The 17226-nt window shown below is 59.4% G+C and carries 12 protein-coding genes; 3 read left to right on the top strand and 9 right to left on the bottom strand.

The window, feature by feature from the left end:
• The first annotated feature begins 10 nt into the window (after positions 1–10).
• Positions 11–1201 (top strand): signal recognition particle-docking protein FtsY, encoded by a 1191-nt coding sequence (gene ftsY, locus FH975_RS02910; protein ID WP_407938604.1) that lies wholly within the window; start codon positions 11–13, stop codon positions 1199–1201.
• A 111-nt stretch (positions 1202–1312) separates the two neighbouring features.
• On the opposite strand, the gene FH975_RS02915 is transcribed toward ftsY, so the two are convergent.
• The gene (locus tag FH975_RS02915) at positions 1313–2674 is read right to left on the bottom strand and encodes a mechanosensitive ion channel (RefSeq protein ID WP_162319940.1); all 1362 of its coding nucleotides are present in this window, start codon (positions 2672–2674) and stop codon (positions 1313–1315) included.
• 282 nt (positions 2675–2956) lie between these two features.
• Between FH975_RS02915 and FH975_RS02920 the strand changes: the two genes are divergently transcribed.
• Positions 2957–4192: an ammonium transporter gene (locus FH975_RS02920; protein ID WP_162319941.1), complete on the top strand. Its 1236-nt coding sequence runs from the start codon at positions 2957–2959 to the stop codon at positions 4190–4192.
• 145 nt (positions 4193–4337) lie between these two features.
• Here the strand turns inward: FH975_RS02920 and cuyB are convergent, their stop codons facing one another.
• From cuyB to FH975_RS02950, 6 genes are all read right to left on the bottom strand, one after another.
• Entirely contained in the window at positions 4338–5060 is a 723-nt protein-coding gene (cuyB, locus tag FH975_RS02925) for a cysteate racemase (RefSeq protein WP_162319942.1), read from the bottom strand.
• Between the two features lie 124 nt (positions 5061–5184).
• A complete protein-coding gene (locus tag FH975_RS02930; protein WP_235928292.1) occupies positions 5185–6219 on the bottom strand; it encodes an ATP-grasp fold amidoligase family protein in 1035 nt (344 codons plus the stop codon).
• 149 nt (positions 6220–6368) lie between these two features.
• Positions 6369–7538 carry an ATP-binding protein gene (locus FH975_RS02935; RefSeq protein ID WP_162319944.1) on the bottom strand — a complete coding sequence of 390 codons (1170 nt, stop codon included), beginning with the start codon at positions 7536–7538 and terminating at the stop codon, positions 6369–6371.
• Positions 7528–10365 carry an acylphosphatase gene (locus FH975_RS02940; protein ID WP_162319945.1) on the bottom strand — a complete coding sequence of 946 codons (2838 nt, stop codon included), beginning with the start codon at positions 10363–10365 and terminating at the stop codon, positions 7528–7530. The genes FH975_RS02935 and FH975_RS02940 overlap by 11 nt, the downstream gene beginning before the upstream one ends.
• Positions 10366–10415: 50 nt before the next feature.
• Positions 10416–11663, bottom strand: a complete 1248-nt coding sequence (locus tag FH975_RS02945) for an MFS transporter (protein WP_328821749.1) — start codon at positions 11661–11663, stop codon at positions 10416–10418.
• Entirely contained in the window at positions 11660–14980 is a 3321-nt protein-coding gene (locus FH975_RS02950) for a chromosome segregation SMC family protein (protein WP_162319946.1), read from the bottom strand. The genes FH975_RS02945 and FH975_RS02950 overlap by 4 nt, the downstream gene beginning before the upstream one ends.
• Positions 14981–15104: 124 nt before the next feature.
• Here FH975_RS02950 and FH975_RS02955 point away from each other — a divergent pair, with 124 nt between their 5' ends.
• Positions 15105–16280, top strand: a complete 1176-nt coding sequence (locus tag FH975_RS02955) for a sugar-transfer associated ATP-grasp domain-containing protein (protein ID WP_162319947.1) — start codon at positions 15105–15107, stop codon at positions 16278–16280.
• 1 nt (position 16281) lies between these two features.
• Here the strand turns inward: FH975_RS02955 and FH975_RS02960 are convergent, their stop codons facing one another.
• Entirely contained in the window at positions 16282–16794 is a 513-nt protein-coding gene (locus tag FH975_RS02960) for a hypothetical protein (protein WP_162319948.1), read from the bottom strand.
• On the bottom strand, positions 16787–17226 hold a 440-nt coding region (locus FH975_RS02965), incomplete at its 5' end, for a hypothetical protein (protein ID WP_162319949.1). The genes FH975_RS02960 and FH975_RS02965, both read right to left, overlap by 8 nt.

Genomic DNA, 17226 nt, shown 5'->3' on the forward strand with positions numbered 1-17226 from the left:
ACTTGGGTGCGTGGAAACCTCAGTCTTTATTACGTTCATAGTTCTCAGCGTCGTCCTTCTTTCACTGCTTGGGCTGTTCCTGGTCAAGGGGCGCCCGCTCTCCCCCAGCAGGACAGCCAAGGAGTTCCCCGAAACCCGGGACCGGGATGACCTTCCACCCGGCGCTCCCGATGAGCCTGACGGGGCGACTCTAGTCGCAGACCGCCCCGACGGCACCCCCACTGATTTAGACATTGAAGCGCCTGAAACTCCGGTCGAGACGGCCTTGGACACCCCGGAGGCTGCAGAGACCCGTCTTGCCCGCCTCCGAGCGCGGCTGGTCAAGTCCAACAACATCTTCAGTAAGTCGCTGCTGGCTCTGCTGAGTCAGGATCAAATCAACGACGATGTGTGGGACGAGATTGAAGAGACTCTCCTGACTGCCGACCTAGGCGCAGATTCCACTTTTGAGCTGGTAGAGACCCTTCGAGAGCGGGTAAAAGTCGAAGGCTCAAAGGACCCCGCACGGGTGAAAGCAATCCTCCGTGAAGAGCTGGTCAAACTGGTCGACCCCGAGTTCGATCGCAGTCTCGCCATTGACGTATCAGGCCGCCCAGCCGTGGTGTTGGTGGTCGGGGTCAATGGCGTGGGCAAGACGACCACAGTTGGAAAACTCGCCCGGGTCCTGGTGGCCGAAGATAAGGACGTCATCCTTGGTGCGGCCGATACGTTCCGCGCGGCCGCCGCTGAACAGCTCACCACGTGGGGCGCCCGGGTCGGAGTCCCGACTGTCTCTTCACATGTTGAAGGCGCGGACCCTGCATCAGTGGCGTACGAGGCGGTGGATCAAGCCACTAACCTGGAGTCAGACGTCGTGATGATCGATACGGCCGGTCGTTTACAGAACAAGTCGAACTTGATGGATGAGCTGGGCAAGGTCAAGCGTGTCATCGAAAAGAAGTCTCAGGTGGACGAAGTCCTGCTGGTTCTTGACGCCACGACCGGTCAGAACGGTCTGAGCCAGGCGAAGATCTTCTCTGAAGTAGTCAATGTCACCGGCATCGTCCTCACTAAACTCGACGGTACTGCTCGCGGCGGCATTGTGGTCGCGATCCAAAAGCAGCTGGGCGTCCCGGTCAAGCTCATCGGGCTCGGTGAGGGCCCAGATGACCTCGCTCCTTTCGACGCGGAATCCTTTGTGGACGCTCTTTTGGAAGAATGATTCGGTTTTCTCCCAGACCGCTGCGGCGCCCTACTCCCCTGAATTCCAGGGACTGAGCGGGGCGCCGTCGTCGTGTTCGCTGAGGTCCCCTAGATCTTCAAGGGGCCCGGCTCAGGCTGGCGTGGGTCCTCCCGGCGGTGGTGGTGGAGTCCCCGGTCCTCCGGGGGACCGCCGCGTGGCCGGCCCGCCCGGCGCAGACGACGGTGTTGTAGAAGGTGGTGCCCCCGGGCCTCGAGGAGGCCCTAGCGGGTCGGAGGGTGGCGCTTCCGGGCCCGTGTACTTGCGCTCCATTTTGTTCAGCTGACGTGCAGCGGCATCGCGACCGCCAAGTCCGAATGCCAGTGCGGCTGCCAGTGCACCGCCGACCACGACCGCACCGAAGGCCAGGTTGATGATCGAATCGGCGATTCCCATGTACTGCAGACCCATGGCGACAAACAGGGCCAATGTGCCGTAGCGGATCACTGTGCTGAGCGAGCCCGAACCCGCAGTGCGGGCCAGCAGGTTGGCGATGAAGAAACCGACACCGATGATGGCGGCCCCGAACAGGACACGCCCACCCAGTGTCAGCACCTCGTTGAGCAGGTTGGTGATTTCTGGGAAGTCCAATGCTCGGGCGGCCATGATAGCGAAGAACAGGATGATGGCGACCTGTCCTACCTTGGCCAAAATTGAGGAGACACTGGTCTGCCGCGGCTCCACACCCAGGTTGGCGGCAAAACGATCCGTACCGATGTTCTCCAGAGTGGTGGCCAGCAGGTTGCCAATGAACTTCGCGATCACCACACCGATTGCCAGAATCAGCACTGCGGCGATGATGGACGGCACCGCGTTGAGGATCATGTCCAGCATCCCGGTGGCAGGGTCTGAGATAGCAGCGATGCCGAGGACCTGCAGGGCGGATATGGCCACCAGTATCACGATGATCGCAAAGACGATATTGGCCACAGTAGAGGTGATGCGTTGATTGACTTCAGCCGCATCAGTCTCCCCTGCAACCGGATCCCGGTCCGAGGAGTCGGCCGCCGAGCCGGTGCGCTGACCTGCCGACTGAGCACGGTGGAGGAGCCCATGGAAGTTCACACGCCCCAGTGTGGCTTCGATGAGTTGTTTGACGATTCGGGCGAGAATCCAACCTATGAAGAAGATGACTGCAGCGGCGATAATGTTCGGCAGGTATCCCAGCGCGACGTTCAGCATCTGTTGCACGGGTTGCAGCACCTGGTCCATCGCGAAGAGTTGCAAAATGGCGACCAGCCCGAGAAGCCAGATCACCAGCGCCGCAACTTGACCGATGGCAGATCCTAGGGAGGCTCCGCTGGTGTCACCGCGCTGAAGAGCCGGAATGCGTTGAAACAGTTTGGATATGGCCCACTTGACTGCCATTGCCAACAGCCAGGTCACCAGGAGGATGACCAGCGCTATCAGCACCCTCTCAATGAGTCCGATCCAGTCATAGTCCTGAACATCCATGGCTCCTCCTCGGAACTTCACAGGCGGCACCGAGTGTGACGCATATCACTTATATTATCTGTTCGCAAATTTCTGGTCTATGGCGAAGTCAAGACCTGCTTGAGATTTCGTGAAATACCTTGAATCAGCTCGGCGCCACCGTGACGATAATCCTTTTTCGCCGGAGAGATTTAACGTTGCTGAAACATAAGGGCACTCGAGGTGAAACACATAGAGGACAGCATGGAACACAGCTCGCGCCGATGAGGGTCATCGGTGAGTAACGTTCCTGGAGGGAACCTGATGGAAGCTGAAGTAATTTGGGTAGTTGTAGCAGGTGCTTTGGTCCTGTTCATGACCCCCGGTCTTGCACTTTTCTACGGTGGTCTCACGCAGACCAAGTCCGCTGTCAATATGATGATGATGAGCTTCGCGGCCATGGGCCTTGTTGCTATCACCTGGACGCTGTGGGGTGATGCGATTTCCTTCGGCAGCTCAATCGGTGGCCTGTTCGGCAACCCCGCAGACAACTTTGCTGCCTTCGCCTCCTTCGAAGCAGCAGGTGACGAACTTGTCTGGGTTGGCTTCGGCGGTACGTTCGCCATCATCACCACGGCATTGATCTCCGGTGCTATCGCCGACCGCGCGAAGTTCTCCGCATGGATGATCTTTGTGCCAATCTGGCTCACCCTGGTCTACGCTCCGCTTGCCCACTGGGTGTGGGGTGACGGAGGCCTTCTTGTTGAAGGCGGCCTGATCGGTGACGCCGTAGGTGAGGCGGTTGACTTCGCCGGCGGCCTCGTCGTCCACATGTGTGCCGGTCTTGCAGCCCTCGCCCTGGTGCTGGTGATCGGCCCGCGTAGCAACTTCGCCCCGACCAAGCCACACAACGTGCCTTTTGTTCTGCTCGGCGCATCGATTCTCTGGTTCGGTTGGTTCGGTTTCAACCTCGGTGAAGCCGGAAGCACAGATGAGATCTCCCTGAACTGGCTGAACACCATGCTCGCTCCCGCGGCCGCTTTGACAGCTTGGCTGCTGACGGAGTGGGCACGAGGCAAGAAACCCAGCCCTGTGGGCGCGGCTTCCGGCATTGTCGCTGGCCTGGTGGCAATCACCCCCGCTGTGGCACATGTGCCACCGGTCGGTGCCATCATCCTGGGCGCGATCTCCGGTGTGATCTGCTGCTTCGCGGTGGACTTCAAGTACGGCAAGTATGACGACACCCTGGATGTTGTTGGTCTTCACTTCGTCGCCGGGCTCTGGGGCACCATCGCCATTGGCCTGTTCGGATACGAAGACATTTACGGTGATGGCCGCACCGGCCTGCTGATCGGCGGCGGCTTCGAGCTTCTGATCGCCCAAATCGTAGCGGTTGTCGTCACGCTGGTCTTCGCTTTCGGTGCAACCTACATCATCGGCATGGCCATCCACAAGACCATTGGATTCCGGGTTGATGACGGTATCGAAGAAACCGGCATCGACTCCGCAGCTCACCAGACTGAGGCCTACGCCACGATTTCAGTGGACAGCCGCTCATAAGGTCTTTAGTATCCGGTGACACCGCGATCACAGATTACGTGTAAGTGGTATACCAACAAGTGAGAAGTCCCGAACCCTCTGCTGGGTTCGGGACTTCTCACTTCAAACACAAATTAGGCTGTGCTTCTATCTACAAGATGACGCCTTATGTGCCCTCAAGCGAAATAGCACTCGCTTTCTGGACTACCTGATTCGCTAAAATGAGAGACGGATCAATTAGCGGGCGTGGGGAGCTTTCAGCCGAGAGCGCCAAAGGTATTTCAGTGCATGCTGCAACTATGACATCAGCGCCATCTTCCACCAATGATTCCGCCACCTGGACTAGGGCATCCTTTTGTGACGCGGTGACTGTCCCGGCCTTGACAGCGTAGATGATCTCCATCACTGTGTGCTGGTCAACTGGCTGGGGAACGACCGGACTGACTCCGGCCCTCGCAAAAGTTCGCTGGTACAAGCCTGCAGCTAATGTCGCATCAGTGGCAAGGAGTCCCGCGGAGGATACATAGGGCAGAGATGCAATGTAGTCACTTGTCACGTCAATCATGCTCAGGTACTCAAGGTCGACCCGCCTCTTAACCTCCGGCAGGAAAGCATGTGCGCCATTGCACGCCACCACGTAGAAAGCAGCCCCGGCATCCTTGAGGCGCTGGGCCCCGAAGGCCAAGCTGTCTGTGGGGTCGTCACCTGTTCCAGTGATGGCCGCAGAGCGGTCTGGAACTGAAGGATCAGCCCAGATCATTACCCGCAAATGATCTTGATCAGCCGACGCAGGTGTGGCAGCGATTAGCTTCGAGTAAAAATCAACCGTAGCTGCGGGGCCCATTCCTCCCAACACCCCTACGAGTGGAGATTCTTTACTGAGACGCATCCGAGTCAATCAAATTCCCTAATGACATACCGTAGCGGGTCGATACTGTCGTGCACTGAGGTGAAAACAATCCAGCCGCCCACCTTACTCACGTTCACTGATTAGAAGAGTACTCCCTAGAATGCTAGCTAGCCACAGTCTTCCTGTAGGCCTCAAATTTCTTGCCGTTCAGGAGGTCTTCGCGGAGCCGGGCTTCGGCACGGATCCAAGCTTCACCCATTCGGCGATCCCACTCTGGGCTGAACCTATGGAATTGTCCCGGTCGCGGCGTGAACTCGCCAAAAACTAGTTCATCTTCACCTAGCAGCATGTCGATCCGCATAAAGGGGTGGGGTATTTCCCGGCTGATTCGAGCTGTCAATTCCAGCTGTTCAGAAGTTGGTCCAGGGCTGTCGAAATAGTCGTAATCCCAGTCACCGGGACGGACAGATGATCCATCAGGAAGTGAGAAAGAGTATTGCGAACCGTTTACACCGCGAATAACGTCCAGGTTGAAAAGAACCTCACCGTAAAAGCAGAAAAATTTTGAATCCCTCGCAGGGATGGCTTCGGCCCGGTTTTCGAGAATCAGCTCTTCGACAATCCAGCGATCCGGCACCCGCCGGTGGGCCGACTCCATCAGTGATCGTGCATGATCTTCGAAATGTCCCCAGGAGGTTAATTCTGTTCCGTCTGCGACGTGACGAATCCGGTCATCCGAGAAGGCGAGATAGGTCCCCCTCCCGCCGGTGCCGCTAATGGCTTTGATCACCGAAGGGGAGCGCTGTGGGACCGTTGAAAAGCGAATTGCTTCAGGGGTTGTTTCCGGTCTACGCACTTCAATCCGGTCCACGAACTGGTAGGCTCGCGTTTTTCTGTTTAGTCGCCAACTCGGCGGCACGATCCCTAACTTTCGGGATTCTGACTCTTCGACCATCTGGTAGTGAAACGACAGACTTTTTTGGACTGGAAGACGCATTCGTTCCAACCGCCGGATTACATGGTGACTCAATGATGAGGGATCTATCCGCTGCAGGATCGCGTCAACGCTTTCCTGCCAGTCCGCATCGTCTCCGGAGGCGGGGGCCTTCTGGAGCTTACTCAGGAGTACGTCCGCGAGCTCGTGAGATTTGTTTCCAACGTCATCCATCAGCAGATGTGCATCTGAGGTCTTCCGCATTACCGGGTTCACCTGACTTTCATAGGGGCGGCACCGTTCTGCCGCTTGGCTTCAGCTCAGCTCCCGTGCCTCGCTCATGCTACTGGAACACAATTGACGGGCAGCGGCGACAGTATTTCCTCAAACAGTGAGATTACTGGGCATTCCCTTTACAACGGGTGAAACTCGCCAACCATCGCTTTGTGCCCTTCAACTCCGTCGTCCAGAGCGGTTTCCGTCAACCATGCAATTAGACGTGGCGGGCCAGTAACCTGTCCTGTGATATGTCCGAGGGCTGGGTCGCTCACCTCCAACTCGGTTTTAAGATCCAACCGTGCGGCCTGACGCTCATAAGCATCTCTAAACGCCGCAGGGGCGACTGCTCCATCAAATCGGACCTGGACAGTGATCTTGCTCCGGGTAGGCCCCAAAGGGACACCGCGCAACTCGAAACTGAGAATTTGGCACGCGAGCTGTGCAGCTAACGAAGGATCCAGCTTCCACTGCGCCTCGAGCCAGGGACGTTCGGACAGTTCGACCACCACTGTGTCCTTGCTAGGCGTATTTTCCCTAAAGTTCGGCACAATCATGTCGACTGCCGCCAGGGCCAATCCCGGAATCACTTTGGCAGCCTTTACCGCAGTCGAGGCGATGCTGGGGTCAATCACTTCTGTGATGTCTTGGAATCCGCTCTCCGGTTTCCAAGGGCCTGAGGGACAGTACAGTGCGCTCCTGACGGTGCCGTCCACCACAAGCACCCTGACGTACTGTCCGGATACTTCTCTTTCCACCAGAAACCTGTAGCTCGAAGGCGCTACCGGAACGCCGTCGCGCAAACCGGGCTCCCGCAGTTCAGTCATCGCGTACGAGGCCCGCGTAAAGTCTTCACGAATATCCAAAGGCGTGTGGAGGTATTCGATGGCTTCTCTCATCTGCTCCGCATCGGAAACAGAGGGAATCACCCCGATGGTGTTGTCGCCCATAGTCGGCTTAACGACGACAGGGAACCCGATCCGTTCTGCAAATTCAACGGCTTGGCGTGCACTTTTGCCAATCGAGAAGGTTGCACCCCGCGGAACAGAAAAGCCTTGCTTTTCTAACAACGCACGTCTTACCCGTTTGTCCTGCGCAAAGGTCACACCAGCCACCGTCGAGGACTGCGGCACACCGTGCACAAAGGACGCGTCCCCCAAAACCGGATTGCCGGACCCCACTAAGAGCACTTGTCTCGGCAGTACTGTGACCGCGAGGTCACGTTCCAGCGCCGCTGCGTGCACTTCGAAACCATCGCGCAGGAAAGAATGAATAGGCGGATCCTCAAGCGTGCCATCAGCGTCCATTAGTTCTCCTCCAATTCAGGACCTTGCGGATGCGCCGTCCAGTCTTGATCCGTAAGTGCTCGAATCCCGCACGATCCGGCCGGATTTCGAAACCCTCTACGAGGGGTTTGTCGATATGCTCAGCCACGTAAGACGTCGGCCTAGCTCGCCGCGGTCCATTGATTAGAGAGCTCACAATTCCAGTTGTCGCGTTGGTCGGGCCCACGAGCACAGCTTCAATGCGTTTGTCATCAAGGGACCGTACCCATCCTTCCACTCCTGCCTCCAAAGCTCGTCGGCGGAGCCAGCGGTGAAATCCGACGCCTGAAATCTTCCCTCTGATCAGCACCCGAAGTGCAACATTCTCAGCAGGCTCAGCCGCCACTTGCAGCCCAAACCGCCGGGCCACCTCATACATGACGATGCGCGCGACCGGCTTCGGCGTCCCGAACATTGGGTACTGAGAGTTGCCTATTGCTGCGTGAGCGTTGAGTTCACATATGCCGGCGTCCTGCTCGTCTAGCGGCTTCGTGTGATCCTCTAGCAAAAAATCCACGCCACAGTAGTCCATCCCCGGCACGGAGCGCATCACTTTCAGACAGGCCTCCAGAATCGAGGGGTGCATTTCCTCCAGAACCGCCATTGATTCACCGCCCTGGGACAAACTGTTGGTACTGCCCAGTCGGACTACCCGACCTGGTTCAGGAACCGAGTCGATGGTGAGGTTCTGCTTCTGCAGCTCGTACTTGGCCGCTGCGTTGTACTGCGGCGGGCGTGCCCAGAGATGAGGATTTCTGCGGCGTGCGCTGTTGCGGTTCAGCAGCAGCTCAGCAACTGTGTGTTTCCCATCGCCGACCACGGAAGCGGGTTCACGCAGGATGGCGGCGACGACCCGCTGGCCCACCACGACAATTCGGTAGTCCTTGCCGTTGATGTGCTTTTCTACGATGAAGTCTTGGTCGCCCAGTCGCGTACCTGTCATCAATTCGTGAGCCTGACTGAGCTCTTCCTCATTCTGAATGTTGGCTACAACCCCAATTCCGCGAACTCCCATAGCCGGCTTCATCACTACCGGGTAGCCGATTCGGCCAGCAAACATCCGGGCGCTGTCGAGGTCTCCGCGTTCAAATGTGCGGCCCTGCGGCACTGGGACATTTGCACGCTGCAACTGCAGCCTCGTCGCTTCTTTGTGGGTGCACAAGCCCAGGGCAACACCGCTGACCAAAGGGTTGCGGTTCCACTTGAAGTTGATCGGTTCACGGTGTCCGTCGCTAGCTAGAAACACTCCTTTGGAGTAGCGCGTAGTAGTCAGTCCGAGGGCCAAGGCTTCACGTTCCGCCAAGTGACCCTTGCTGCCGCGTGCACCGAGCGGGTGCAAGTCATCAATGTCGTCAAAGACGTTGGGCAGCATGCCCTCAAATTCGGGAAGCGGCGGCTCTGGGAACGTCTCCATTTTCTCGACGTCATTCACCAGCGAAATGAAGGAAACGCTGACGCCCAAACCTGAGACACCGTTCGTCTCCAGACTTGCTATCGAGGCGTCCTCCGCAAAATAAGGGATGCCCTCGTCCTCGAAATCACCTTCGTCATCTTCATCGACGGCGTCGGCTTCTTCTGGATTCTCTGACAACGAGGAGTCTTGGGAAGTCGCGGCCTTCCCAGCTAGAGGATCAGTGTCCACATTCCTCTGCTCACCCGCTATTTCTGTCAAAGGGAGCGTCTGCTCTACCGTAGCGCCAATCTCTGCGAGGTCGACTCTCGGAAGCGCCAGAGCGAGTTGGTGCTCAGCTGACGCTCCCAGGCGGCTCTCATCTCCCATGCCGGTGAGACACACTCGCACACCCGCGGCCGAGGCCACTTCGGCGAGGTCAATCGCAGCGAGCAGGCCGCCGGCCTGGGCGGGCCGGACTCGAACGGCGCCAAGACTCCCTGTCTCTAGGATGTCTCGCAACTCTGGGGCATCCCACGCATTATTGTCCGCCACGATATGCACCGAGAGACTGGTGTCGCTCTTCAATTGCTCATCGGCGTAATTCTGCAAACCTCGCAACTTTTCTACGGATCTCGATCGGAAGGGCTGGGAGATGAATACGTGGTGCTGGTGCGAAGAGCTCCGGAAAGCGGCGGCTACATCATCCACCAACGCTTCTGAACTCGCAACACTTAGAGTGCTCCCGGCGTCGATCCACACCGTTCGTCCGCTCTCACCACCTGAGGCGCCAACCAAACTGCGCAGTGTGGGCAACACTGACTCACGTTCAACTGCACCGCGGAATTTGATTGAGATCGTTTCGCCGATCCCCTCGAGATCAGCGACGACACCTTCGAGTACCTCACCAGCACTTATGGGAGTTTCCGGGACTTGCGGCACAGAATCACGCTGCTTACCCAGTAGGCCTGCCAGTGTCTCCCCAAGATGCTGCGCGAATAGGTCCAAAAGTGATACTTCGATGCCCAAAGAGGTACCGCGGAATGGCCGGGTGTGCCCCTCTTCAACACTGCGCTCTGCTGCGAGCAGACTCATTTCCTGCATAACCCTGCGGACGGAACGGACAGCTTCTTCGCGATCGGCCGCCATGAACACTTTTCCTTCAAGTCGGCGAACCACCTCCACTAGGAAGGTCCAGGACGAACCGGCATCGTCCCCGGTCTGAGCCCATCGCGGGTGACCTTCGCCGTAGCTGACGATTTCTGTTCCGTCAGACGTTTGGGCCGTCAGCTCTACGACGTAATTGGTAGCCGCAGCCCCTCGGGGACGGGGCGCACGATAAGAGAAAGCGCGAGACTGCGTGATCCGCAGCTCACCTGGCTGCAAGGGACTGGAGTTGTCCTCGCGCGGGTCATTCATCAGAGAACCTCCAAGTTCGTCATAACCGTAGAAGGCTATCACCGAGGTCTCTACACCGTGGATGCACCACGCGGCAAAGTATCTGGGGCCGCGGCCCAAGCCGCCGCCCCGACGAGCATAATGAGGCCGCTAAGCCCGAAGGCCCACACATAACCAACCTGATCCACAAGCAGACCAGCCACGAGGGGCCCCACAATTGCCCCTAGGTCTTGCGTCATTTGGAAGGTGGAGATGACAGACCCGCCATTCCGCCCCTCACCGACGATGTCGGCTACTGCAGCCTGCTGCGCGGGAACCAACAGCCCTGTACCTGCTCCGGCAATCAGACTCAGCAGCACAAGAATCCAGGGCTCAGGCGCTAGGCCCAGGCAAGCTGTTGTCACTCCCGCAACACTGAAACCTACTATTAGGGGCGGTCGGCGTCCCCAGCTGTCTGATCGCTTGGCCAAAGTCAAGACTACGGCCACGTTGCCTGCGGCGAACGCCGTAAGCACCACACCGGCTAATTGCTCGGATTCTAGAAACCACGCGCCCCCCGTGAAGGCGGCCGCCGCGAACAATGGAACCAACGAGTTGCGGACTCCTAGACTTGTCCACCCGTTGACGAAACCAGCTGCGAGAGCCGCACGGTAGCTTGGATCGGCCCAGGCTTTACTCACGGTGGCGAACTCGCGGGTATCTTTGGTGCGCCTGTCCTCAATTCTGCTGGCGCGCAGCATCACCGCGACGACTGCCGCGGCAGCCACAAGTGCAAACCCATACACAAGAAACGGGACTCGCTGCCCAAACGCGACTAGCAAAGACCCCATCAAAGGTCCGGTTAGAGAACCGATCATGAAGGAAGAGGCATAAGCTCCCGCAACTCGTCCCCGAATCCGTGGTGGAGACTTCCTCGCTATATAAGCCATTGCGGAGACTGTGAAGAACGTAGATCCAATGCCGCCAACCGAACGGAAAATCAGCAGCAACTCATAGCTCGGGGCGAAGGCGGTGGCGAACATCGACACCGCCACAATGAGAATACCGACCACGTAGACCGGGTTCTCGCCGAGCCGCTGTGTGAGTTTTCCCGCCAAGGGTGCGAATATCAACCGAAATACCCCAAATGCCGAGATCACAGCAGAAACAGCGAACGCACCCACACCGAAGTCAGCGGTGTATTGCGGCAAGATCGGAGTGATGATCCCGTAACCGATAGCGATGATGAATGCAGCAAGAATCATCACCTTGAGTTCACGTGGAATTGCTTTCTCACGCGACGAATCGTCCTCTGCAATGCCCGTGCCCTTTGGGCTCACACGTGCTCCTCATGGGACAATCGCTGGGACACCACACGAGTCGAACCGTCCTGTCGCATCGCCACTCCATAGAGCGCGTCGGCTATCTCCATAGTCCGCTTCTGGTGGGTAATCACGATCAGCTGTGAACTTTCCCTGAGCTCTTCGAAAATTACCAGCAGTCGGGACAGGTTTGTGTCGTCCAAGGCGGCTTCCACCTCATCCATCACGTAGAACGGACTGGGTCTAGCCTTGAAAATAGCCACTAACAGAGCGACAGCGGTGAGCGATCGCTCGCCACCCGACAGGAGCGACAGCCGGCGGATGCGCTTTCCTGGCGGACGGGCCTGGACCTCAATGCCGGTATTGAGCATGTCTTCCGGGTTCGTCAGCTCCAGCCGTCCCTCACCACCGGGGAACAGGCGGGCAAACACCCTCTCGAACTGGACTCGGGTGTCTTCCCAAGCTTCGGAGAACACCTTGTGCACTGTGGTGTCCACTTCCGCAATGATGTTCAACAGATCCTGCCTGGAGGTCTTCAGGTCAGTGAGCTGACCCTGCAAATAGGTGTGCCTCTCCTCCAGGGCAGCATGCTCCTCCAATGCAAGTGGATTCACCTTGCCGAGTGCTTTCAAGTCCCTTCTTCCCCTGGAGAGTCGCTGCTCCTGCTCCGCCCTGACGTAGGGCCGTTCGCTGTGACCGTCCCCGCCCCCATCACCGGCATCCTGGTCAGGAACAGGCCGATCGGGTCCATAGTGCTCGATGAGGTATTCCGCGGTGAGGCTCAGTTCTTCTTGGGCGCGGGACTCTGCAGCTTCCAGTGCGAGTCTGAGTTCGGTCTGCCTCAGTTCAGCTTTATGCAGGCGCGCGGTAATCTCCTCCAACTGCGCAGACTCGCCAGCCCGCGTTTCCATCAGCTCGGCCACCTGCAACCTCAACTGCTGGTGCCGCTGCTGTGCCTCTGCACGCGCCCGGTCGATTTTCTCCAGCTGATCGTCAATACGCTCCACGGCTTCCTCAGCCTCCTGGGCGACCTGTTCGGCCTGCTCAGCTTGTGCGCGGCGCGATTCAGCCGCCCGACGCGCCTGTTCTTGCCGGTGCTCCTCAGCCTGGGCCGTGCGGCGCAGTGCGGCAGCACGCTCCAACAGCTGTTTGTGTTCGTCTTCTGCAGCACGCAGAGCAAGCCGCGCGTCAACCTCGCTGCGACGCTGTTCTGAAGCATGCTCAGCCAGACGCTCTCGCTCCTCGGTGGAAGGCTCTTCCACCGCCTGCTCGCTCTCCGCGGCCTCAAGCCGAGTAATGACTTCTCGCAGCTGCTCCTGGGCGTCGGCTGCGGCAGTCTCCGCATCCTCAATCTCTCGGGCGAAGCCACCGATCCGTTCCCGAGAGCGGCTGACTTCGCGCTTGAGTCGGGTCAGTTGCTCAGTGGCAGAAGCCAGGGCTGTCTGGTTGGACTGCACAGCGTCGGACGTATCACCCAGACGCAGCTCCGCAGCCGAGACGTCATCCTGACTGGACTGAACCTCGGCGTTGATTGCTTCCAGCTCGTCGGTAGTCCGGCGCAGCGTCGCCTGGAGTTGCTCCACCTGACCGGTGAGCGTCATCTCTGGGGCACCGGCGGGACTGCCGCTGATCCGATTTCCCTGCCTGATGACGGCCTTGTCCAGAGCTAGTGCCGCCGCGGCGTCGCCCCGTTCGACGAGTTCCGCTCCGAAGGCTCGCTCATCGACAAGCACAGTGTCGGCGAGCGCAGCCCGGAGGGCCTGGTCCAGCTCATCGGTTACCTGGACGATCTCTATGCTGAATGCAGCTCCTGGTTCGTCCAGCTTGACCGGTTCCTCCGCTGCGGCAATAGCGTCGTGCAGCGCGGATATCTTGGCTCGAATTTCACTGGCACTAATTTCCAGCCGCCGCTGCTGGGCAAGCCGCTCATCGTGGGCGGCCTTGGCGTCCTGGTAGCGATGCTGAGCCTGCGCCAACTCTCGCTGGGCGCCAGCGTCGCCAGTTTCTACGCTCGCGATATGTTGTTCGAGGTGAGCCAGCTCAGCCTCGGCGCCTTCCAGGGAAGCTTTTTCGTCGTCCAATTGCTCAGCAGCACGACGACGCCGCGACGACGCCGCATCTGCCCGACCCTGCGCCGTCTCTACTCGGCCCCGGAGCGTCGCCAGGCCCGCTCGCCGGTCCGCGACAGCTCGCAGTTGTTCGTTGATCTGCGCCTCCTCCGCTTTGAGCGCCGCTTCAGCCGCTGCACGGGAAGCGCTGATGCCGTCAAGAGAACTCTGAGCGTCTTCTACTGCGGTGCCCTGCGCCTGCGCCTCGGAGGTGACATGGTCAGCCTGGGCGCGCAACTGTTCAGGGTCTCGTCCGCTGGTGTAGTCCACCGTGCTGGCGCTGCGCAGACTGCGGGTCCGTTCCCCGGCCAGTGACACAACGGAGCGCAACCGCTCCTGCACCTGGGCCAGGCGGTGGTGTCCGCCGGAGAGTTGCTCGGCACGGCCACGTTGCGCATCCGCTTGCTGATTCAGCGCCGTCACCTGCGTGTCATAGTCTTCAAGGCCGGCTCGGAGGTGAGCTGCAGCGTCGCGATCGGCGTGCTCCCCCTGGGAGGAGGTATGCAGCGCGGTGGCAGCTTGGACGAGGTCGTCAGCGATCAGTCGAGACAGGGCATCACGGACATCATGCTGGATTCGCTGGGCCCGCCGCGCCACTTTCGCTTGTCGGCCCAAGGGAGCCAGCTGCCGCGATATCTCGCCGATGAGGTCCTCTAGGCGCTCCAGGTTGGTTTGCATCGACTCAAGCTTCCGCACAGAACGTTCCCTGCGACGCCGGTGCTTGAGCACCCCGGCGGCCTCTTCGATGAAGCCGCGCCGCTGTTCCGGAGTCGCCTGAAGGATCTGATCTAACTGGCCCTGGCCCACAATGACGTGCATCTCGCGGCCAAGACCAGAGTCTGAGAGCAGTTCCTGAATATCCAGCAGCCGGCACTTGGTTCCGTTGATGGTGTACTCAGATCCCCCAGACCGGAACATTGTCCGTGAGATGGTGACCTCGGTGTAGTCAATGGGCAATAGGGCATCTGAATTGTCGATTGTCAGGCTGACCGAGGCTCGGCCCAACGGCTGACGCTCTGAGGTACCGGCGAATATGACGTCTTCCATTGACCCGCCGCGTAGAGACTTAGCGCCCTGCTCCCCCATGACCCAAGCCAGAGCGTCAACCACATTGGACTTGCCAGAGCCATTGGGCCCCACCACTGCGGTGACTCCAGGTTCGAATTCGAAAGTCGTCGCCGAGGCAAAAGACTTGAACCCGCGGACCGTAAGAGTCTTCAGATGCATAGTGTGGGTTTCTCCTCTCGGCCGCTTGGGGGCTGCCGGTTGACCCGATCAGCTTAGCCGTTGTGCATCTGGCGCGAGGCGTGGGACGTCCCGCAGCTGCCCAACCACCGGTACCATCGCACTTATGTCTCATGACCTGTCCCCCTCTCCGAGGAAACCCCCCTACCCCAAGCGGCTCGCCCAGCGCATTGTGCAGAACGCTAAGGACCCGCTCGGCATCCCCCAGCGCACGGCAAAGACCTATCGGTATCGCCGGCGCCAGTTCGGCGCGGCACGCCGGTTTCTGCGCAAAGAGTTTCGCTGGGAGACCGAATGGGGGAACCGGAAACCTGATTGGTGGAGGAAGGGGTTCCTGTCCCGGTCGGTGACGCTGTACCAACTGCCGGACAACGACCCTTCGCTCTACATCAATGACGTCCAGCGGTACTTCCGCACCAAGCGGATGGTCAACCCGCATCTGCAAGAAGTGCTGAACAACAAGTTTTCCTTCTTCCTGCTGGTGAAGAACCTCGGTCTGGACTCAGATGTGGTGGACCTACTGGGCCTGCACACCCGAGGGCACGTCCATCCTTTCCCGCAGAGCAGGCGCATACCGGTGGACCAGTTCCTCGCCGAGATTCTCAGCGAAAGGCAGCACATCTTCGTCAAGCCACTGCACGGAGCGGAGGCCAACGGCGTGCGGTCTCTGAAAGTCTCGGACGGTGAGTACCGTATGGACGGCCAGCCCAGCAGCATCGAGGAGATGGCCCGTTGGGTACGCGATTTCCCCCGCCCGGTGTTGTTCGAGGCGGCGATCACCCAGCATCCTGACCAGGCGTACCTGAACTCACATTCCACCAACACCATTCGGCTGCTGACCATGCCTGATGTGACCGATGACCACACACCCTTTATCGCTCGCGCATCGCAGCGAATCGGTTCAGTGCGCTCCGGTCACATTGACAACTGGACTAAGGGCGGACTCTCGGCCAATGTCGATTTGGAGACCGGCAAACTCTCAGCTGCGGCGCAGCTGCCGGAAGGCAACGATCTCCAGTGGTTCACTGAGCACCCTGACTCTGGGGCACGAATCCAGGGGCACCAAGTTCCGTTCTGGGAGGAGACGAAGCAGCTCGTTCTGGACGCCGCTCAGCGCTTAGCGTTCATGGAGTACATCGGCTGGGACATCATCATCACCAAGGACGGTCCGGTCATCTTGGAGGCGAACATCAACTCCGGAATGAACGTCCTGCAGGTGCACGGACCGCTGCTGGCTGATCCACGCGCCGCCGCCTACTACCGCGCCCGAGGCGTCGTGTAGTTCAGGACTTCTCCAACGGGGTGTGCAGTCTGGTGAGCGTGAACAGGGCCGAGGTCTGTTCACGCTTGCCAGCTTCGGCCCTGACAAGTGCAGTGCGCTCGGTACCGGCAAAGCCCTGCACCGCAGGCAGAAGCTGCGGATCGGTAGTGATCAGATGCGTGACCACAGCGGCCAGCGGGTGCTTGAGGTCGTCCGCGGAGCTCACTGTCAGAACTGTAGGCACACTGTGCCTTTCGGCCTGGATCAGCACCTCCCGCCAGTGCCGGGGTATCCGGACCTCGTCCGGGATACGCAGAACCACGACGCCGCATCGTCTCACCCATTCTGGCTTCGCTCCAGCATGGGTGAGATCAGTGGTGGGCGCATTCAGCCGCACCTGACCAAGGGCGCCGATCCGGGGAGCGACGACGCTGCGTGCCTGACGGCCGAGCCGACGCCCGACTCGCTTGGCTCGCCGTGCCGCGGGGATCACACGTGTACCCATCCATGTGGTTTCTAAGGGTTTATCAGGCATGTCCCATCCTCATGGGGTCCGCGGCGCTGAGCCTGGTGCTGTACTGACCCAACCAGAGTGTGAGCATAGCCAGGCCGCGGATGAGGTGCTGCGAACGCTGGCTGTTGAGCAGCTTCTGCCAAACCACTACTCCTTGCGCAGACAACGGGTCTGCGGCAGCCAGCTCAGCTGAGAGCAAGCCGGCCGCAGGTCCGCCACGGATCACTCCCGCTAAGTATCTGGCACCTTCGCGACTGGCTATCCGGCGTTTGTGGTGACGAGTTCCCGTGAGGTCATCGGCGGTTGCCATGCCCCGCAGCGCGGGGTCAACTGCAGCGAGGAGCCTGGGATACCATGCTCCGTCAGCTTTTACCCGATGCGGCAGTTGCAGAGCCCGCTGCGCCACTTGGTCAATGACCATCGGCATCAGCGTCGGCTGCGCGCCGCCGAGCA

Origin of the sequence: Nesterenkonia haasae, assembly GCF_010119385.1 — a bacterium.
Classification (GTDB): Bacteria; Actinomycetota; Actinomycetes; order Actinomycetales; family Micrococcaceae; genus Nesterenkonia; species Nesterenkonia haasae.